At 67.5% G+C, this 19,166-nt stretch carries 16 protein-coding genes and 1 pseudogene; 11 read left to right on the top strand and 6 right to left on the bottom strand.

From position 1 onward, the window contains the following. Window positions 1-72: 72 nt before the first annotated feature. Both V5F48_RS02835 and V5F48_RS02830 read left to right on the top strand, forming a co-directional pair. The gene (locus V5F48_RS02835; RefSeq protein WP_394039862.1) at window positions 73-1,068 is read left to right on the top strand and encodes a zinc transporter ZntB; all 996 of its coding nucleotides are present in this window, start codon (window positions 73-75) and stop codon (window positions 1,066-1,068) included. Window positions 1,069-1,173: 105 nt separating this feature from the next. Beyond that, window positions 1,174-2,634 (top strand): esterase-like activity of phytase family protein, encoded by a 1,461-nt coding sequence (locus V5F48_RS02830; protein WP_394039860.1) that lies wholly within the window; start codon window positions 1,174-1,176, stop codon window positions 2,632-2,634. A gap of 173 nt (window positions 2,635-2,807) precedes the next feature. Here the strand turns inward: V5F48_RS02830 and V5F48_RS02825 are convergent, their stop codons facing one another. Together V5F48_RS02825 and V5F48_RS02820 are read right to left on the bottom strand one after the other, a co-directional pair. Next, window positions 2,808-4,436, bottom strand: coding sequence for an ArnT family glycosyltransferase (locus V5F48_RS02825; protein WP_394039858.1), 1,629 nt, complete (start codon window positions 4,434-4,436; stop codon window positions 2,808-2,810). Window positions 4,437-4,792: 356 nt separating this feature from the next. Continuing rightward, window positions 4,793-5,389 (bottom strand): superoxide dismutase, encoded by a 597-nt coding sequence (locus V5F48_RS02820; RefSeq protein WP_394039856.1) that lies wholly within the window; start codon window positions 5,387-5,389, stop codon window positions 4,793-4,795. A gap of 204 nt (window positions 5,390-5,593) precedes the next feature. Between V5F48_RS02820 and V5F48_RS02815 the strand changes: the two genes are divergently transcribed. Both V5F48_RS02815 and cobT read left to right on the top strand, forming a co-directional pair. Further along, entirely contained in the window at window positions 5,594-6,406 is an 813-nt protein-coding gene (locus V5F48_RS02815) for a hypothetical protein (protein WP_394039854.1), read from the top strand. Window positions 6,407-6,650: 244 nt separating this feature from the next. Further along, window positions 6,651-7,673, top strand: coding sequence for a nicotinate-nucleotide--dimethylbenzimidazole phosphoribosyltransferase (gene cobT, locus V5F48_RS02810; RefSeq protein ID WP_394039852.1), 1,023 nt, complete (start codon window positions 6,651-6,653; stop codon window positions 7,671-7,673). Window positions 7,674-7,677: 4 nt separating this feature from the next. On the opposite strand, the gene V5F48_RS02805 is transcribed toward cobT, so the two are convergent. Further along, window positions 7,678-8,580: a sensor histidine kinase gene (locus V5F48_RS02805; RefSeq protein ID WP_394039850.1), complete on the bottom strand. Its 903-nt coding sequence runs from the start codon at window positions 8,578-8,580 to the stop codon at window positions 7,678-7,680. A 311-nt stretch (window positions 8,581-8,891) separates the two neighbouring features. Here V5F48_RS02805 and V5F48_RS02800 point away from each other — a divergent pair, with 311 nt between their 5' ends. From V5F48_RS02800 to V5F48_RS02785, 4 genes are all read left to right on the top strand, one after another. Then, entirely contained in the window at window positions 8,892-9,383 is a 492-nt protein-coding gene (locus V5F48_RS02800; protein WP_394039848.1) for a thermonuclease family protein, read from the top strand. Between the two features lie 148 nt (window positions 9,384-9,531). Beyond that, window positions 9,532-10,143: a glutathione S-transferase family protein gene (locus tag V5F48_RS02795; protein WP_394039846.1), complete on the top strand. Its 612-nt coding sequence runs from the start codon at window positions 9,532-9,534 to the stop codon at window positions 10,141-10,143. A 4-nt stretch (window positions 10,144-10,147) separates the two neighbouring features. Further along, window positions 10,148-10,891, top strand: coding sequence for an MBL fold metallo-hydrolase (locus tag V5F48_RS02790; RefSeq protein WP_394039844.1), 744 nt, complete (start codon window positions 10,148-10,150; stop codon window positions 10,889-10,891). Beyond that, window positions 10,869-11,573 carry a uracil-DNA glycosylase family protein gene (locus V5F48_RS02785; protein ID WP_394039843.1) on the top strand — a complete coding sequence of 235 codons (705 nt, stop codon included), beginning with the start codon at window positions 10,869-10,871 and terminating at the stop codon, window positions 11,571-11,573. The genes V5F48_RS02790 and V5F48_RS02785 overlap by 23 nt, the downstream gene beginning before the upstream one ends. Window positions 11,574-11,598: 25 nt before the next feature. Here the strand turns inward: V5F48_RS02785 and V5F48_RS02780 are convergent, their stop codons facing one another. Continuing rightward, complete coding sequence (locus V5F48_RS02780) at window positions 11,599-12,597, bottom strand: 2-dehydropantoate 2-reductase (RefSeq protein ID WP_394039841.1); 999 nt, start codon at window positions 12,595-12,597, stop codon at window positions 11,599-11,601. 111 nt (window positions 12,598-12,708) lie between these two features. On the opposite strand from V5F48_RS02780, the pseudogene V5F48_RS02775 reads away from it, so the two are divergent. From V5F48_RS02775 to V5F48_RS02765, 3 genes and pseudogenes are all read left to right on the top strand, one after another. Then, a pseudogene (locus tag V5F48_RS02775) lies at window positions 12,709-12,804 on the top strand (uracil-DNA glycosylase family protein); the annotation flags it as partial. A gap of 441 nt (window positions 12,805-13,245) precedes the next feature. Next, window positions 13,246-14,400, top strand: coding sequence for an iron-sulfur cluster carrier protein ApbC (gene apbC / locus V5F48_RS02770; protein ID WP_394039839.1), 1,155 nt, complete (start codon window positions 13,246-13,248; stop codon window positions 14,398-14,400). 207 nt (window positions 14,401-14,607) lie between these two features. Next, complete coding sequence (locus V5F48_RS02765) at window positions 14,608-15,699, top strand: TRAP transporter substrate-binding protein (protein ID WP_394039837.1); 1,092 nt, start codon at window positions 14,608-14,610, stop codon at window positions 15,697-15,699. A gap of 93 nt (window positions 15,700-15,792) precedes the next feature. On the opposite strand, the gene glyS is transcribed toward V5F48_RS02765, so the two are convergent. Both glyS and V5F48_RS02755 read right to left on the bottom strand, forming a co-directional pair. Continuing rightward, a complete protein-coding gene (gene glyS, locus V5F48_RS02760; RefSeq protein ID WP_394039835.1) occupies window positions 15,793-17,910 on the bottom strand; it encodes a glycine--tRNA ligase subunit beta in 2,118 nt (705 codons plus the stop codon). Then, a complete protein-coding gene (locus V5F48_RS02755) occupies window positions 17,891-19,081 on the bottom strand; it encodes a Fic family protein (protein ID WP_394039833.1) in 1,191 nt (396 codons plus the stop codon). The genes glyS and V5F48_RS02755 overlap by 20 nt, the downstream gene beginning before the upstream one ends. Window positions 19,082-19,166 lie beyond the last annotated feature (85 nt).

Below are 19,166 nucleotides of genomic sequence, written 5' to 3'. Positions count from 1 at the left end.
GCCGGGCCAGTTCGGCGGAACGCCCGCCAGCATGCGCCAGACGTAGCCTCCAGACGCCCAGAGGACGCCCCCATGGAACGCCCTGCGCTCAAAACCGATGCCGAGGGCCTGCTCTCGGCATGGCTATTCGACGGTCGGGGCGGGGCAACCCGTCTGCCGCTCGATAAGGCGCTGGCCGAGCCGGCGCCCAACGGCGGCTTCATCTGGCTGCATTTCCGCTATCTGGAGTACGCGCCGCAGACCTGGCTGCGGCGGGAGAGCGGCCTCGATCCCTCGGTGGTGGAGTGCATCGCCGAAGGAGATTGCCGGCCGCGGTGCGCCATTTTTACGGAGGGCTCGCTGCTCTCCCTGCGCGGCATCAACCTGCAGCGCAATGCCCTGCCGGAAGAGCTGATCACCGTGCATCTGTGGGTGGATGAGCAGCGCGTGCTCTCGGTGCAGCACGATTTCCTGTCCGCCATCGCCGATTTCGAGGATGCGCTCACCCGTGGCCGCTGCCCGCGCTCGCAGGGGGAGTTCGTGGCCGACCTGTCCACGCGCCTCGTTGAGCGGGTGGACGCCGTGGTGGACAAGCTCATCGACGAGGCCGACGAGTTGGAGGACACCGTGCTGTCCATCGTCGCCTCCGAGATGCTGCCGAAGATCGCCGTCCTGCGCCGCGTCGCCGTCAAGCTGCGCCGTCACATCTCCCCCCAGCGCGAGGCGCTCAACCATTTCGCCCTGGAGGACGACCCCTGGATGGGGCCGAAGGACAGGAACCGCCTGCGCGATGCCGCCGACCGGGTGACGCGCTTCGCCGAGGAACTGGACAGCGTGCGCGAGCGGGCCGGCATCATCCGCGAGCAGATGGTGGATACCCGCGCCGAGCAGATGAACAAGTCCATGCTCGTGCTCGCGGTGGTGACCGTGGTGTTCGCGCCCATGACGCTGATTTCCGGCATGTTCGGCATGAATGTGGGCGGCATTCCCGGCAACACCGATCCCGAGGCCTTCTGGGCGCTGGCCATCGCCATGCTGGTGCTGGGCTTTGTCCTGCTGTGGCTGTTCCGGAAGCTGAAGTGGATCTGAGGCACCGATAGGCGAACGTTACGGAAGTGTCGTCGGCCTGTCGCCGGGCCGTCAACGCTTGAGCGGCAGGTGGTGTGTGCATCGGACCCTCGGGAGGTTTTCCCCATGCGCACCCTGAAATCGTTTCCCCTGAAATCGCTTGCCCTCGCGCTGCTCGCCGGCGTCGCCCTGGCCACGCCGGTCTTCGCCCAGGACAAGGCTGCCTCCGACAAGGCGACCTCCGACAAGGCGACCTCCGACAAGGCTGCCTCGGCGGAAGGAACCGCCCATCCGGCGGTGCTGGTGGGACAGGCGGTGCTGCCCGCCGCCACCTTCGTGGCCGCGCCGGCGGACGCGCCCGCCGATCTGAAGACCTCCGGCAAGTTCACCAATGCCGACCGCAAGCGCATCGACCAGGTGGGCAGCGTGAAGGGCGTGAGCGTCCTCTCCGACAAGGCCGCCCCGCGCGAGACCGGCCTGTCCCTGCCGTTCGAAGGCCAGCCGGTGCAGGGCTTCTCCGGCATCGTCGCGGAAGGCGATGGCCGGTTCTGGGTGCTCACCGACAACGGCTTCGGCTCCAAGGCCAACTCGCCCGACGCCATGCTCATGGCCCACCGCCTGAAGATGGATTTCAAGGACGGCAAGATCGAGCGCGTCGCCACCATCTTCCTGCACGACCCGGACAAGAAGGTGCCCTATCCCATCGTCATGGAGGGCACCGAAAAGCGCTATCTCACCGGCGCCGACTTCGACCTCGAATCGATCCAGGTGGCCGGCGACAGCATCTGGTTCGGCGAGGAGTTCGGCCCCTTCCTCATCGAGACCGACCTTGCCGGCAAGGTGAAGGCCGTGTTCGAGACCAAGGTGGACGGCAAGGTGGCGCGCTCGCCCGATCATCCGGCGGTCAGCACCCCCTCCGCGCCGGACGGCAAGGCGGCGTTCAACGTCTATCGCTCCAAGGGCTTCGAGGGCATGGCCCTCTCCCCCGACAAGACCAAGCTCTATGCCCTGCTCGAAGGCCCGCTGTTCGATGCGGCCACCGGCGGCAAGGAGAAGGTGGGCGAGAGCGAAGTGCTGCGCATCGTCGAGTTCGATATCACCAAGCGCGACTGGACCGGCCGGTCCTGGAAATATCCGCTGGCCGTCGCCGGCAACGCCATCGGCGACTTCAACATGATCGACGACACCCACGGCCTCATCATCGAGCGCGACAGCCTCGAAGGCTCGCGCTTCAAGGCCTGCGCCGAGGGCAAGGTGGAGCCTACCTGCTTCGACAAGCCGGCGAAGTTCAAGCGCGTCTACAAGGTGGAGTTCTCGCCCGAGACCGCCGGCCAACTGGTGCGCAAGGTGGGCTATATCGACCTGCTCGCCATCAAGGACCCCAACGGCAAGGCGCGGCAGGGCGGCACCGAGGGTGTGCTCGACATGCCGTTCTTCACCATCGAGAACGTGGTGGTGGTGAGCCCCACCGAGATCGTGGTGGGCAACGACAACAACCTGCCGTACTCCGCCGGGCGCAGCCCGCAGAAGAATGACGACAACGAGTTCGTCCTCCTCTCCGTGCCGGACCTGCTGAAGGGCAACTGAGGCCATCTGCCGTCCGGGGTATCTCCACCTCGGAAGGCCGGACGACGGCGCGTAACGAAAAGGCCGGGCACGCAAGTGCCCGGCCTTCTTTTCATTGGGGGCTGCGGGGATCAAGCCCGCGCGGCGCTTGAGCGGACCCACTCGGCATCGGTCAACGACCGGGGCCGATGGTATTACTGCCCGGCGGCGAACACGCTGGGAAAGGGCCGGCCGCGCACGTCAAAGACGGTGGCGTAGGTGACGCCTTCCCGTTCGATCTTGACCAGTGTCGGCGCCTTTACGTCGGCGCAGTAGAACTCGCCGAGGCGCAAATAGAAGTCCGCGTTGCGGCTGTCATAGGTGGTTTCGTAGCGCGGCCCCAGCTCGGCGGCGGCGGCGAAGTAGGGTCCGCAGACCGCCACCCTCAGCTTGCGGCCCTGCGGCAGGGACCGGCGGTGCTGCTCCACATATTCGTCAAGCTCTTCGGTCGCCTGCTTGAAGGCGAGGCCCCAATAGTCGAGCATGAACTTGCTGTCGGCGCCCTGAATGCCACCCGCCAGATGGTTGTAGTAGGTGTATTCATAAGGATGCAGGTTGCGGAAGGCGGCTGCCGGCATGGCGAGGCCCACCAGGAAGGCGGCGGCCACGGCGCCCTGGGCGAGGCGCGGCAGGCGCTGCGCCTTGTCCCACAGCCAGCCGGCGGCGACGCCACCGAGCAGGGCCAGGGCCGGCGTCACGAACACGAAGTGCCGGATGCCGTTATAGACCACCGGCCGGGCCGTCACCGTGAGCAGCACCGGGAAGAAGGCGGCGGTGACGACGAGCACCAGCCGCGCGCGCCGTGCCGGCGTGTCATGGCCGAACAGGGCGGACATCACGGCTCCCGCCGCACCGGCCAGGGCGAGGCCGAGGAACAGTTCCGGCATCTGCACCGAGAACAGGGTGGGCACATAGGAGCGCGGCATGTCCGGCACGAGGATCGGCCGTCCCTCGAACATCTCGCGCCAGGGCACTTCCCAGAAGTTGGAATAATACTTCAGCGCAACCAGCGGGTTGAGCGGTTCCGCCACGCCCCAGGGCCACAGGATGCCCAGCACGAAATAGGCGAGCGGCAGGCCGAGGGCGAGGAGGGCGGTAAAGCCGAGGCTGCGCTTCAGCGCCAGCTTCAGGCCCAGATGGCGGGCTTCCGTGATGGCCAGGAAGCCGATGGCGGCAAGGATGTAGACGCCGCACATGAGCCCCATCACCCGGGTGCCGATGGCAAGGCCAAGGGACAGGCCGAACAGGGTCACCGTGCGCGGGGAGGGATTGGGGAATTCGTCGAACGCCCGCACCGTCGCGTAGAGCACGCCGGCGACGGCCACGGCGAAGGGCGCGTCCTTCACGTTCATGAAGATGTGCCCGTAGAACAGCGGGCAGATCATCAGCAGCGCCATGGCGGCGAACCCGCCCCACGGGCCGGCGAGGCGGCGCCCGACGCGCCAGACGATGAAGAAGCCGCCGATGCCCACCAGAGCGCCCAAAAGGCGGCGGATGTCGAACACGTCCACGAAGGGCATGGCCTTGGCGAGGGAGGCGGCGAGCAGGTCGAAGCCGCCGCCGTAATAATACAGATTGACGAAGGAAAAGACCTTCCGCTGCGTCAATCCGGATGAAAAGTAATTGTACAGCAGGTCGCCGTACTGGGAATGGGTGAAGTCATCCCAGCCGAGCCCGTAATCGGAGAAGGTGAGGGCGGCGATGACGGTTACGGCCGCAAGCAGAATGACGGCACAGGCATCCGCAACCGCGCCTGGCCGACGATCGATCTCTAGGAACGGCATGAAAGGAGAACCCCGACGGACGACCAATTCTTCCCGTGCACACCCACCGGTTGAAGCCAAAAGGTTTATGGCCCTCAGGGTAGATTACTATTCTACCTCAGTCGGTGGAAGGCGTCACAGCTAAGATGGAGTAGCGTCCAATCGCAACAAAATTATGCTGTGCAATGCAAAATTTTGAGGCAAATCCGGTGTGAAATTGCGGCGGATCGTCTCCGCGACGCAAGGAGAGGTGCCTGGATCATCTTTCCGGCGCTGTATCGTTCACCATCAAGAAAAGAATTGCCCGGGCAATTTGCTTTGTCGGCGAAGGGCCTCCCGGCGTGTGCCGGGAGGCGAAAGGTGCAGGACTGGTCGGATCAGACAGCCTTGCTGTACAGTTCCGCCACGTAGTCCCAGTTCACGAGATGGTCCACGAAGGCCTTGAGGTAGTCGGGGCGACGGTTGCGGTAGTCGATGTAGTAGGAGTGCTCCCACACGTCGACGCCGAGGATGGGGGTCGCGCCCTGCACCAGCGGGTTCTCGCCGTTCGGGGACTTGAGCACCACGAGCTTGCCGTCCTTGAGGGCGAGCCAGGCCCAGCCCGAGCCGAACTGGCCGACGCCGGCGGCGATGAAGTCTTCCTTGAACTTATCGACCGAGCCGATGTCCTCGATGATCTTCTTTTCGATCTCGCCGGGGATGGCGCCGCCGCCGTTGGGCTTCATCCAGTTCCAGAAATGCAGGTGGTTGTAGTGCTGGCCGGCATTGTTGAAGAGCGGGGCGTTCTTGCCGAACGAGCCCACGACGATCTCCTCAAGGGTTTTTCCTTCAAATTCAGTTCCCTTTAGGAGATTGTTGCCATTGTTCACGTAAGCGAGGTGGTGCTTGTCGTGGTGGTATTCCAGTGTCTCGCGCGACATGTAGGGGGCGAGGGCGTCATAGGCATAAGGCAGTTCGGGCAGCGTGAAGGACATGAAACATCTCCGCAATCTATCCGGCGTCGTGCTCGGGGCGAAATCGCTGCCCCGGCGCCATACCGGGTATACGACATGTCCGAGCGAGCACCTAGATAGGGTGGCGCCTGCCTTCAAACAACCATGATGCGGCCGATTTTCCCGGCGAGGTACCACCTTTGGTGTATAGCGGCCCTGAGGCCGGCAAGCGGGAGTGGGTGCGAGATGTGGTGGTTCCTGGTCCTTCTCGGCGTTCTGATCGCTTTGGCCGGGCTTGTGGTGATCGCGCTCGGCGTCGTCATCTACCAGTCCACCTTCGGCAATTCGCTGATCACCACCGGCGCGGTGGCGGCCTCGGGCGGGTTCGTCATCACCGCCATGGGGCTGGTACTGCGCCAGCTTGAGCGTCTCTCCCAGCAGGTCGAGCGGGCCTATCCCAGCGCTGAAGGCGCCGCCGAAGGCACCTATCCGCCCCGCGTCGGCGGCCGCGGCGCCCAGGCCCGCCTCAGCGTGGACGATCTTGTGCCGCCGGAGCCGGAGGCCATTTCCGCCGCGCCTGCCCCGGCCGCGCTGCCCCCGGTGGAGACCCGCGAGCGCATCGCGCCGCCGCCCCGCAACGCCCCGCTCCCGCCGCCGGCCGAGCCGGATGCCGAAACCGCCGATCCCATGCTGGAGGCGCGCCGCCAGCGGCTCCAACGCCGGGGCGAGCCCCAGTCGCCGCCCCAGCCCCAGCCCCAGCCCTCGTCCGGGGTGACGCCGCCCCCCGCCCCGCCGCGTCCGCGCACCGGCTACGAGCCGCCGCCGCGCCCGGCCCGTCCCGCTCCCGACCAGCCGCCGGCTCCTGTGGTGCCCCCCCCTCCGCCGCCCCGCCGCGAGCCGGAGGAGCCGCGCATCCTGAAGTCCGGCATCGTCGGCGGCATGGCCTATACGCTCTATTCGGACGGCTCCATCCAGGCCGACCTGCCCGATGGCGTGGTGCGCTTCGCCTCGCTCCAGGAGCTGCGCGACCACGTGGCGCAGTCGCAAAGCGAGCGCTGAGCGGGACGGCAACCCGGGGTCGGCAGCGCGCGGCGGGCATGGTCTTTGCCGGTGCTGCCCGCCAAGCGCTCCGGGATGATCCATCGGCGGGCCTGAAGGCGCACCTTTCGGGCGCAAGGCGCGGCCTCGCCCGCTGCGGTTCGCCCGTCTGCCCCCTTCGCGCGCACGCGCTTTGGCTCTATGCAGCGGCGTTCCGTTTCCGCGCCGGGCACCCCGCCCGCGCGCCGCTTCAGGTAGCCTGCTCATGTACCCCAGCGAATCCGGCCTGCCCTTCGACGATATCCGCCAGCTCGTCGCCACCATGCCCGGCCCGTCCGAGGGCGCGCGCGAGGCGGCGGTGGCGCGGCAGGAACAGCTGGTGAAGCCGCTGGGTGCACTGGGCCGGCTGGAGGCCATCGCCGCCCACCTCGCCGCCTGGCAGGGCAATTCCATGCCGACCGTGAACCGGCCCATGGTGGCGGTGTTCGCCGCCACCCACGGCATCGCCGATCGCGGCGTCTCGCCCTATCCCGGCGCGGTGACCAAGCAGATGATGGCCACCTTCACCGCCGGCAAGGCAGCCGTGAACCAAATCTGCGCCACCTTCGACGCCGGTCTGCGGGTGTTCGACCTCGCCCTCGACTATCCCACCCCCGACATCACCCAGGGCGCCGCCCTCGACGAGAAGGCCTGCGCGGCCACCATGGCCTTCGGCATGGAGGCCATCGCCGGCGGGTCGGATCTGTTGTGCCTCGGCGAGATGGGCATCGGCAACACCACCATCGCCGCCGCCTTGTGCCACGGGCTCTATGGCGGCACGGCCGAGGAGTGGGTGGGCACCGGCACCGGCGCGTCCGGCGAGGTGCTGGAGCGCAAGATCGCGGCGGTGCGCGATGCGGTGGCCTTCCACAAGGACCATCTGTCCGATCCGCTGGAAGTGCTGCGCCGGCTCGGTGGGCGTGAGGTGGCGGCCATCGCCGGCGCCATCATCGCCGCGCGGCACGAAAAGGTGCCGGTGGTGCTGGACGGCTTCGTGGTCACCGCCGCCGCCGCCGTGCTGCATGCCCTCGACCCGTCGTCCCTCGATCATTGCCTCGCCGGCCATGTCTCGGCGGAGAAGGCGCACCGCGTGCTGCTCGACCGGCTGGGCCTTCGCCCCATCCTCGACCTCGACATGCGGCTGGGCGAAGGCTCCGGCGCGGCGCTGGCCATCGGTGTGGTGAAGGCGGCGGTGGCTTGCCATCGCGGCATGGCTACCTTTGCCGAGGCCGGGGTTTCCGAGGGCTGAACGCTCAGGACTGAAGGGCGCGCGCCGGCGGAAAGGTCACCTCGGCCCGCGTGCCGCCACCCGGCCGCCGCTCCAGCGTCAGCGCGCCGCCGTGGAGGCCCGCAAGGCCGCGCACGATGGCAAGCCCCAGCCCGGCGCCGCGGCCGGTGCTGAGGTCGAGACGGCTTTCCCGCGGATGGGCCGCCCCCAGCGGCAACTCGCGTTCGGCGATGCCCGGCCCCGTATCCTCCACCGCGACGAAGGGCATGCCCTGCGTCCCGATGCCGGCGAGAAGCCGCACCGAGCCGTCGTGCGGCGTGAACTTTACGGCGTTGGCCAAGAGGTTGAGGGCGATCTGGCGCAGCGCCCGCTCGTCGCCCCACAGGCGCGGCGTTCCCTGCACGTCAGCGGTCAGGGTCACGCGGGCGCCGGAGGCCAGGGGCCGCATCATGGCGACGCAATCCTCCGCCAAAGCATCGAGCCGCACCGGCGTTTCCATGAGGGTGCGGTGGCCGCTTTCGATGCGGGCGAGGTCGAGCAGGTCGTCGGCGAGGGCCAGGAGATGCTGCCCCGACGCGTGGATGTCGCGCGCATAGCTGCCATAGGCCTGCACCCGGTGGGGGCCGAGCACCTCGTCCGCCATCATCTCGGAAAAGCCCATCACCGTGTTGAGGGGGGTGCGCAGCTCATGGCTCATCTCGGCCAGGAACCGGGATTTGGCGAGGTTTTCCGCGATCGCCTGCCGCGCCGCCGCCTCCGCCGCATCGGCACGGGCCTCGGCCGCGCGCACCGCCGCCTCCAGACGCCGCGAACGCAGGACGAGGAGGCTCGCGGCGATCGCAGCCGCCGCGCCTCCGGCTACCGCTCCGGCGCTGCCGGCCAGGGCCCCGCCGGCCAGCGCCAGCCCGAAGCTTCCGAGACCGGCCACGAGCCATGGACCGGCAAGGCTGCGGGCAGGGCGGGGCAAGGGGAGGGCAAGGGGGAGGGCGAGGGGGAGTGGCAGCGGGAGTCCGTCCGCCTGCGCCGCGGGCTCCGGCGGGGAGCAGGCGGCGGCGTCGAGCGGGGGGCAAAAGGGGCCGGACATGCGGCAGGAGCCCTTCGCGGACGGCGCGCCCCCTTCAAGGGACCAGCGCCGGGCCAGACGGATAACGCGTTTCCAACTCCTGGGGCCATCGCAGTTAATGGGGGGTTAACGGACCTTCGCCGAAAGTCCGCCCGCTTAACCATTCAGGGCCGCCCATGCGTATCAAGGACATCCTGCTGGCGGCGCTGATCCTGGGCGCGCTCGCGCTTCTGGCGGACCTGCTCAACCGGGAGGAAATGCTGGAGGGGCATGCATTTGCTGTGGACGGCGACACGCTGGATCTCGCCGGCACCCGTGTGCGGCTCACCGGCATCGACGCGCCGGAGCTGAAGCAGGAGTGCATGCGGGCGGGGCGGCCCTGGGCTTGCGGCGAGGCGGCCCGCCGGGTGCTTCAGGAGGCGCTTCGTGCCGGGCCGGTGACCTGCGCCGCATCCCGGCGCGACAAGTATGGCCGGCCGCTGGCGCAGTGCCGGGCCGGCGGTGTGGATCTGGCGGAACACGTGGCGCGGCAGGGCTTTGCGGTGGCCTATCTCGGCCGCGCCTATGCGGATGCCGCGGCCGAGGCGCGGGCGGCGGGGCGGGGTATCTGGGGCGCCAGCTTTGAGCCGCCGGTCGACTGGCGCGCCGCCCATCCGCGCGGGTCCTGAGGGGGCGAAGGCCGGCGGAGAGGGCTGGCGGAGGTTTGCCGCAGCCGCATGCCTCCGCCTTCCGCCACTCCTCCGGAGGGCCTTGCACGGCTGGAAAAGGCGTGGTCTTTCGCTGGACAAAAGAGGCGGGGCTGGAGGCGCCACGAGCATGAAGCTTTACGATTCGAATCGCGCGCCGAATCCGCGCCGCGTCCGCATCTTCCTGGCGGAAAAGGGCATTTCGGTGCCCACGGTCCAGGTGGATCTCGCCAAGCTGGAGCAGAAGTCGGATGACTTCACCCGCCTCAATCCCCGCCAGCGCGTGCCCGCGCTGGAGTTGGATGACGGCACCGTCATCTGCGAAACCATGGCCATCTGCCGCTATTTCGAAGCGTTGCAGGCCGAGCCCAACCTGTTCGGCCATACCCCGCAGGAGCAAGGGCTGGTGGAAATGTGGCAGCGGCGGGTGGAGCTGGACCTGCTCTATCCCATCATGATGGTTCTCAGGCACCTCAACCCCGGCATGGCCGCCATGGAAGTGCCGCAGGTGCCCGAATGGGGTGAAGCGAACAAGCCCAAGGTATTAGCGGGGCTAGACTTTTTCAACGACGCCCTGGCCGGCCGGGACTATCTGGCGGGCGATCGCTTCACGGTGGCGGACATCACGCTTCTGGTGGCTGTGGATTTCATGCGGGTGATCCGGGTGGCGCTGGAGCCCACCCACGAAAATTTGGCCCGCTGGCATGGGGCGGTCTCGGCCCGGCCGAGTGCAAAGGCTTGAAGTCATGAGGCTAAAGGTGGTTGGCTGCGGCGACGCCTTCGGCTCCGGCGGGCGCGGCAACAGCTGCTTCCTGCTGACCGCCGGGGCGGTGACCGCCACCCTCGACTTCGGGGCCAGCGCCCTCGTGAACGTCCACAGGTTCAACATCCGTTCGGCGGACATCGACACGGTGTTCGTCAGCCACCTTCATGGAGATCACTTCGGCGGTATTCCATTCCTCCTGTTGGATGGGCAGTATGTCCATCTGAGAGAGCGGCCGCTGGCCATCGTCGGCCCGCCCGGAACCCGGGCGCGGCTGACGGCGGCCATGGAGGTGCTGTTCCCCGGCATGGGGGAGATCGACTGGCGATTTGCCTGGAGCGTGACCGAGGTGGAGCCCGGCTCCACCACACGCCACGGCCCCCTGACCCTGACCACCGCCGCCGTGGTGCATCCCTCCGGCGCGCCGTCCACCGCGCTGCGGCTGGAGGACGGGACGCGCACCCTCGCCTTCTCCGGCGACACCCAGTGGACCGATGTGCTGCTGCCCATTGCCCACGGGGCGGACCTGTTCATCTGCGAGAGCTTCGCCTTCGACGGCCTGCCTTACGGCCATCTCGCCTACCGCACCATCGCCGACCGGCGCGCCGAGCTTGGGGCGCGGCGCATCCTGCTCACCCACATGGGCGACGAGATGTGGGCGCACCGGGGGGAGGTGGACCCCACCCATTTCATCGTGGCCGAGGATGGGCTGGAACTCGACATCTGAGGCCGGGAGCGATCCCGCCGCCCTCGCCGCTTTGGTGGCGCGCATCCGCGCCTGCCGGGTGTGCGTCGAGGCGCCCCGCGCCACCCCGCTTCCCCACGAACCGCGCCCGGTGCTGCGGGTGTCGGCCACGGCCGCCATCCTGGTGGCGAGCCAGGCGCCCGGCACCAAGGTGCATGCCAGCGGGCGGCCCTTCACCGATGCCTCGGGCGACCGGCTGCGGCAATGGATGGGCGTCAGCGACGAGGAATTCTATGACGCCGCCCGCATCGCCATCGCCCCCATGGGTTTCTGCTTTCCGGGGCAGGACGCGGCTGGCGGCGACCTGCCGCCCCGGCGCGAATGCGCGGCCACATGGCACGATGCGTTGTTCGCGACACTCCCGGCGTTCCGGCTGATCCTGGCGGTGGGCCGCCCGGCGCAGGCCTATCATCTGGCGCGGCTCGGCCTAGGCGCCCACCTGAAGGCGAGCCTGACCCAGACCGTGCACCATTGGCGCGAGGTGCGCGCCGCCGGCATGGCGCTGGCGCACCCGGTGGCGGTCTATACCCTGCCGCATCCCTCGTGGCGCAACACCGGCTGGCTCAAGCGCAACCCCTTCTTCGAAGCCGACCTGTTGCCGCAGCTTCAAGCCGACATGGCCCGCGCGCTGGGGCGGGGCGGGGTGACCTCAAGCGGCATATGATTGGTGCATCGCCCTTCAGCTCGGTCTATGGGCGAATTTGTTCCGGCGTCAGCCCGGGGGAGCCCTTCGCCTCGGCCTCCGCACGTTTGATCAACGCATGAATGCGGCGGGTGAGCGGAACCTTCAGGCCGCACTCATCGGCCATGGCCATGATCAGCCCCTGCAGGTGGTCGATCTCCGTCGGGCGTCTCAGCTTGAGGTCGTCCCACATGGAGGAGCGGGCCTCGGGATCGGTCTTGATGGCTCCCCCCATCAGCGCAAATACGGCATCGGGCAGCCGCAGGACATGGGGTGTCCAGCTTGCAGGGACCGGCGTCCACGACACCGGCTTGATGCCCTTCGCCTGAAGGACGGCGAGGGCTTCCAGCATCTGATCCGCCAGGAGCATGCGCCAGGCCCGCCGTGCGAACTGCCGGCTCATGGGCAAATCCGCCAATGCGTTGATCGCATTGTTGAGATTGATCAGCAGCTTGAACCACTGCACCCCGGTGATGTCCGGGTGCGGACGCACAACAAGGCCCGGCGCTGAAAGCTGCCCAGCAGTGCGGTTGCCATCCTGCTCCAGGAGTATGTCGCCCCTCATGGCGCGACGATATTGCCCTTCGCCGGCGGCGATCACATAGTAAGGCACCATTCCCGCCAGCACCTGCCGCCCCGGCAATCGCTCGCGCAGCACGGCAACGTTGCCGACGCTGTTCTGCAGACTGACGATGATCGCATCCGCGGGCGCATGCCTTGCAATGACATCCGCCATCTCGGCGGTATCTCGGCTTTTGACCGTAACGAGCACCACCGCGGCATCGTGCAGGATTTCGGGGGCTTCCGAGAGGATCAGCTGATGCGATCCGACCTTTCGATCCAGACCTTCGGGGCTCGTCAACCGCAGCCCATGGGTCTGGATTTCGCTGATGATGCGCTGGCGCCCCAGCAAGGCCGTGCGGCGACCTGAAGCAGCGCACATTCCGCCGACAAAGCAGCCGATGCTGCCGGCGCCGGCCACTCCGATCGACCCGTTCGAGATCATGCAGCACCTGTCGCCGAACCCGTTCCTGAGTAGGCGAGTCGCAGATCGTTATCAACCGGTGGGTGAGTTGAACGCTGCGGTGGATGCGGCAGATGCGCGCCGCCCAAGGCGCGTCCGGCGGCGGTCTATACGCTGCCGCATCCCTCGTGGCGCAACACCGGCTGGCTCAAGCGCAACCCCTTCTTCGAAGCCGACCTGCTGCTGTAGCTTCAGGCCGACATAGCCCGCGCGCTGGGGCCGGGCGGGTAGGTGTTAGGATGGGCCGCCGGTAGTAAAAATTGCTGCACGACCCAGAACGGTATGAACCCTCTCCCGCGTGCGGGGGAGGGCAGGGTGGGGGCAACGGTGCCTCCAATGCGTACAGACGTGGATGGTGGCGCGGGCCTGCCCCCTCCCCAGCCCTCCCCCGCAAGCGGGAGAGGGAGCCGGCTGGCTCAGGGTGGCTAGCAACGGCGCTTCTTTCCCGACACAGATCGTTCCGCGACACCCCTCCCCTTGCCCAAAGAATGATCACCGCCCATATCTCGTGCTTTGCAGTTGAAGCCTGCCATGCGAATCAATTGGAAACTTCTATTCATTCCAAACCGGGCCCGCGCGCCTGCCCCGGAACATTCGACGGCGCGGGAGACCGGCAACAGAGTTGAGACCATGAGCAACACAGCCGAACTCAGCGAAGACCTGGTCCGCTCCACCCTCGCCTCGGTGCGCACTCCGGAGGGCGTCGCCCTCTCGGTGTCGCCTGCCCTCTCCGGCGTGGTGGTCACCGCGGGCAAGGTCTATCTTTCCATCAATGTGGACCCGGCCCAGGCCCGCGCCTGGGAAGGCGTGCGCGCCGCCGCCGAGGATGCGGTGAAGGCCGTTCCCGGCGTCGTCTCGGCGCTGGTGACCCTCACCGCCGAGCGCAAGATGGCCCCGCCGGCCCCCGCGCCCCAAGCCGCCCACGGGCACGGGCACGGACATGGCCACGGCCACGGCGCGCCGGCCCCGCGCGGTATCTCGGTGCCCGGCGTCGCCTCCATCATCGCGGTGGCCTCGGGCAAGGGGGGCGTGGGCAAGTCCACCACCTCCATCAACCTCGCCCTCGCCTTGCGCGACATGGGCCTGAAGGTGGGCCTGCTGGATGCCGACATCTACGGCCCCTCGGTGCCGCGCCTTTCCGGCGTCGCCCAGAAGCCGGAGACCACGGAAGACGGCCGCACCATGATCCCGCTGGAGAATTTCGGCCTCCAGCTCATGTCCATCGGCTTCCTGGTGGAGGAAGACACGCCCATGATCTGGCGCGGACCCATGGTCATGTCAGCCATCTCCCAGATGCTGAAGGAAGTGAAGTGGGGCCCCCTCGACGTGCTGGTGGTGGACATGCCCCCCGGCACCGGCGATGCCCAGCTCACCATGGCCCAGCAGGTGAATCTCGCCGGCGCGGTCATCGTCTCCACCCCGCAGGACCTCGCCCTCATCGATGCGCGGCGCGGCGTCGCCATGTTCGAGAAGGTGAACATTCCCATTCTCGGCGTGGTGGAGAATATGTCCCACTTCATCTGCCCCCATTGCGGCGGCCGCTCCGACATCTTCGGCCATGGCGGCGCCCATGCCGAGGCGGACAAGATGGGCGTGCCCTTCCTGGGCGAGATCCCGCTCCACATGCGCATCCGCGAAATGTCGGACGCCGGCCTGCCCATCGTGGTCTCGGATCCCGAGAGCCCGCAGGCCGCCGCCTATCGCCATGTGGCGCAGGGCGTGAAGGCGGCGCTGGATCGGGTCACCGCGTCCGGCAAGCAGGCCCCGCGCATCGTCATCGAGTGAGGCGATGGGCCGCCGCGGCGGGGCACGGCCCAGCCGCGGCGGCTGCCGCCCGAGGCGCCCATGCGGCCAAGCTTATTTGCCTTTAGGATAAGACGGGCCGCGATCCCGTCGGCGTGCGTTGCCAGCTGGTGACCGGGTGCTCTAGAACAGCGGTATGCCAGCCCTAGCGAGAGGCTGCGCCGCTGAAAGATGCCTAGGGAGCCATCCATGAAACGCCGTGATTTCCTGACCGCCGCCGGTGCGGGCGTTGCCGCGTCTGCCGCTGTCGCCATGCCGGCCATCGCCCAGTCGGCGCCCGAAGTGAAGTGGCGCTGCACGTCGTCCTTCCCCAAGTCGCTGGACACCATCTATGGCGCCGCCGAGCTGATGGCGAAGCAGGTGGCCGAAATTACCGACGGCAAGTTCCAGATCCAGGTGTTCTCGGCGGGCGAGATCGTCCCCGGCCTGCAGGCGCTGGATGCCACCCAGAACAAGACGGTCGAGATGTCCCACTCGGCCTCCTACTACTACGTGGGCAAGGACCCCACCTTCGGCTTCGGCACCGCCGTGCCGTTCGGCCTCAACGCCCGCCAGATCAATGCCTGGTTCCTGTTCGGGAACGGGCTGACGCTGATGAACGACTTCTACAAGAAGTACGGCGTGGTGATGTTCCCCGGCGGCAACACCGGCGGCCAGATGGGCGGCTGGTTCCGCAAGGAAATCAAGACCGTGGCCGATCTGCAGGGCCTCAAGATGCGCATCGCCGGCGTCGGCGGGCAGGTTTTGGCCAAGCTCGGCGTGGTGCCGCAGCAGCTCGCCGGCGGCGACATCTATCCGGCGCTGGAAAAGGGCACCATCGACGCCGCCGAATGGGTCGGTCCCTACGACGACGAGCGCCTTGGCCTCTACAAGGTGGCGCAGTATTACTACTTCCCCGGCTGGTGGGAGGGCTCGGCGGCCCTCAACTTCTTCGTCAACCAGGAGAAGCTGGCCGAGCTGCCGAAGGCCTACCGCGCGGCGCTCACCTCCGCCATGGCGCAGGCCAACGAGAGCATGCTTGCCAGCTATGACGCCAAGAATCCGGTGGCCATCCAGAGCCTCGTGAAGGCCGGCACCCAACTGCGCCGCTACCCCAACGACGTCATGGAGGCGGCCTACAAGGCGTCGCACCAGCTTTATGATGACATCGCCGCCAAGAACGAAGACTTCAAGAAGGTCTACGAAGACATGAAGGCGTTCCGCAACAACGCCTATCTGTGGTGGCAGATTGTCGAGTTCACCTATGACGACTTCATGGTGCGCGCCCGCACCCGCGGCTGATCCGCGCTCGCCCGCCTGACGGAAAAGCCCCGGAGCGCTGCTCCGGGGCTTTTTGTTGAGCGGCGCGGGCGGCCGGAGCGCGGAGGCGGAGCTTCAGCCGCCGATGCGGTCGAAATCGGCGATGCCGCGGGTGGCGGCGCGGATTTCATCCAGCAGCTTCAGGCGGTTCTCGCGCAGCGCGGGGTCTTGATCATTCACCGTGACTGCCTCGAAGAAGGCGTCCACGGGGGCGCGCAAATCGGCCAGCGCGGTCATGGCGGCGGCGAAATCCTCGGCCGCGACGGCGGCGGCGACGCGGGGCTTCACATCGTCGATGGCGGCGGCGAGGCGCTCCTCGGCCGGCTCCTTCAGCAGGGCGGCATTGGTGGGGCCGGTGAAGGCGCGGCCGTCCTTCTTCTCCTCGATGCGCAGGATGTTCACCGCGCGGCGATAGCCGGCCAAAAGCGTCTTGCCGTCCTCGGTATCGAGGAAGCGGGCCAGCGCCGTCATGCGGTCCACCAGCAGGAACAGGTCGTCCTGGCCCTCCAGGGCGAAGACGGCATCCACGAGGTCATGGCGCGCGCCATGCTCGCGCAGGTGGACTTTCAGCCGGTCGGCGAAGAAGGCGAGGAGGTCGATCAAGTGCACAGGCAAGACGAGATCGCCAAATGCACGCGAGTGAATAAGACGTGTTTCGCCCCAGTCACGGGAGTCGCTGACCAGTAAAGGCGCAGACAGCCGCACCCGCAGCCCATTCTCCAGCACAATCCTAATCACCCCCAGTGCCGCCCGGCGCAGCGCGTAGGGGTCCTTGCTTCCGGTGGGCTTTTCGTCGATGGCCCAGAAGCCCACCAGAGTGTCGATCTTGTCGGCCAGCGCCACGGCGATGGAGACCGGCGCGGTGGGCACCCGGTCGCCGGGACCCTGGGGCTTGTAGTGCTCTTCGCAGGCGGCGGCGACTTCCGGGGGCAGGTTCTCGCCCTCAGCATAATAGCGGCCCATGAGGCCCTGAAGCTCGGGGAACTCGCCCACCACTTCCGTGAGCAGGTCGGCCTTGGCGTAGAGCGCGGCTTCCTCGGCCAAAGCCGGCTGCGCGCCCACCTTCGGCGCGATCTCCACGGCGAGGCGGCGGATGCGCTCGATGCGCTCGGCCTGCGAGCCCAATTTCTCGTGGAAGGTGATGGACTGGAACTTGGGCATCCGGCTTTCCAGCCCGTTCACCCGGTCCGTATCCCAGAAGAACTTGGCGTCCGACAGCCGCGCGCGGATGACGCGCTCGTTGCCGGCGACGATGGCCTTGCCGCCGTCGCTCGCCACCAGATTGGAGATGAGCAGGAAGCGGTTGGCGAGGCGCCCGGTCTTCGGGTTCTTCAGCACGAAGCACTTCTGGTTGGCGCGGATGGTGGCGCGGATCACCTCGTCCGGGATGTCCAGGAAGCGCTCCTCGAACGATCCCATGAGCACCACGGGCCATTCCACCAGCCCGCACACCTCGTCCAAAAGGCCCTCGTCCTCCACCAGCTCAAGGCCGGCGGCGAGCGCCAGGTCCTTGGCGTCGTTGAGGATGATGTCCTTGCGGCGGTCGCGGTCGACCACCACCTTGGCGGCCTCGAGCTTGGCCATCCAGTCGTCCAGCCGCTTCACCGTGAGGGGCGCCGGGGCAAGGAAGCGGTGGCCAAAGGTGACGTTGGAGGAGACAATGCCGTCCACCTCGAACACCACCACCTCCGGCTCGTCCCCCTCCGCCCCGAAGGTGCAGAGGATGGAATGCAGCGGCCGCACCCAGCGCAGGGAGCCAGACCCCCAGCGCATGGATTTCGGCCAGGGGAAGCGGCGGATGATGGCGGGGATGATCTCGGCGATCACCTCCGGGGTGGGGCGGCCGGGCTTTTCCACCACGGCCACGTAGAAATCGCCCTTCTTGGGGTCGCTCTGCACCGTGGCCTGATCGATGGAGGCAAGCCCCGCCGATTTCAGGAAGCCGGCGATGGCGCCTTCCGGCGCGCCCACGCGCGGGCCCTTCTTCTCCTCGCGCTGGTCCGCCTGCCGGCCGGGCAGGCCGTGCACCGCCAGCGCCAGCCGGCGCGGGGTCACGAAGGCCTTCGCGCCCTCATAGAGCAGGCCCCGTTCCACCAGATCGTCGGTGACGAGCTTTTTCAGCTGCTCGGCCGCCTGGGCCTGCATGCGGGCGGGGATTTCCTCGGAGAAGAGTTCAATGAGAAGGTCGGGCATGGGCGTGATCAATACCGGAGATGACGTTGAGGATGTCGCGGGCGACGAAATACCGTGGATTGCTGGTGCCGCTCATCTCTTGCAGGACGCCGGCATCGACCAGATGCCGGACGTTTTTCTGGGCCGCGGGATAGGTCACGCCCAGATGCTCGGCGATCTGGGGAATGCTCAGGATTGGGGTCTGGAACAGCAGATCCACGATGCCGAGCAGGTTCGCCGAGCGGCCGGCCTGCTGGAGACGGGAGCGGTAATCCTGCTCGACCGCCAGAAGCCTGTCCGCAGTGGTGCAGGCCGAGCGCGCGGCTTGCACCACCATCTCGAGGAAGAAGCTGATCCATCCGGCCCAATCGCCGGCTTTCGAGACGGCATACATGCGATCAATATACTCGTCCTTCCGACCTTCCAGCACTGGGCTGAGATACAAGATGGGGTGCCGCATCGCCCCGGAGGCGACGAGATGGAGCGTGATGAGCATCCGCCCGACGCGGCCGTTGCCGTCGGAGAAGGGGTGGATGGTCTCGAACTGGTAGTGGATCAGCGCGGCGTCGATGAGCGGATGGAGGCCCTGCCGGTTTTCGCGATGCAGGAAGCGCTCCAGATCGTCGAGGCACGCGAGGGCTTGTGCGCGCGGCGGCGGGATGAAGCGGGCCTTCTCGATCTCGTAGGCGCCGATGAAGTTCTGGTGCTGCTTGAACTCGCCAGCGCGCGCGGCGGCCCCCCTGTGCCGGGCCACCCCGCTGAGCAGCTGGGCATGGGCCTGCCGCAGGGTGCGGAGCGAAAGCGGAATTTTGGCGAGGCTCGCAATGGCCTCGGTCAGCGCCAGGCGGTAGTTCAGTACTTCCTGCGTGTCGGCCGCGCGGACCGGAGCGTCGGCGCCGGCTTCCACCAGAAGAAGGTCGTCCAGCGTGGTGTAGGTGCCCTCCATGCTGGACGAGGTGAGGGCCTCCTGGGCTTGCAGCGGACGGATGAGAAGATAGGGATTCCGCATAAGGCGGCCCAGGCCGTTCAGCTCTCCCACCGCCGCGGCGGCTTCCGCGAGCGGAGTGTTCAGGTCCGCCAGAAGTCTGGGGTCGAGCGCGGGCGGCAGCGGATTGGGCACGAAAGCGTATTGTCCGCGCTCCGTAAGAACGAGGGTTCCGCTCGGTGAATCCTCGAAGTCCGCTTTCTTCATTCGTTTAATCCGGGGGACGTGGTTTATACCAAACCGGCGATTTGGTATAAACCACTCGGCTCAAATTCACAGAGGGTATAAACAG

Origin of the sequence: Xanthobacter autotrophicus ATCC 700552, from assembly GCF_043194565.1 — a bacterium.
Taxonomy (GTDB): Bacteria; Pseudomonadota; Alphaproteobacteria; order Rhizobiales; family Xanthobacteraceae; genus Xanthobacter; species Xanthobacter autotrophicus_F.
This window is presented reverse-complemented; position numbering and strand designations above follow the sequence as displayed.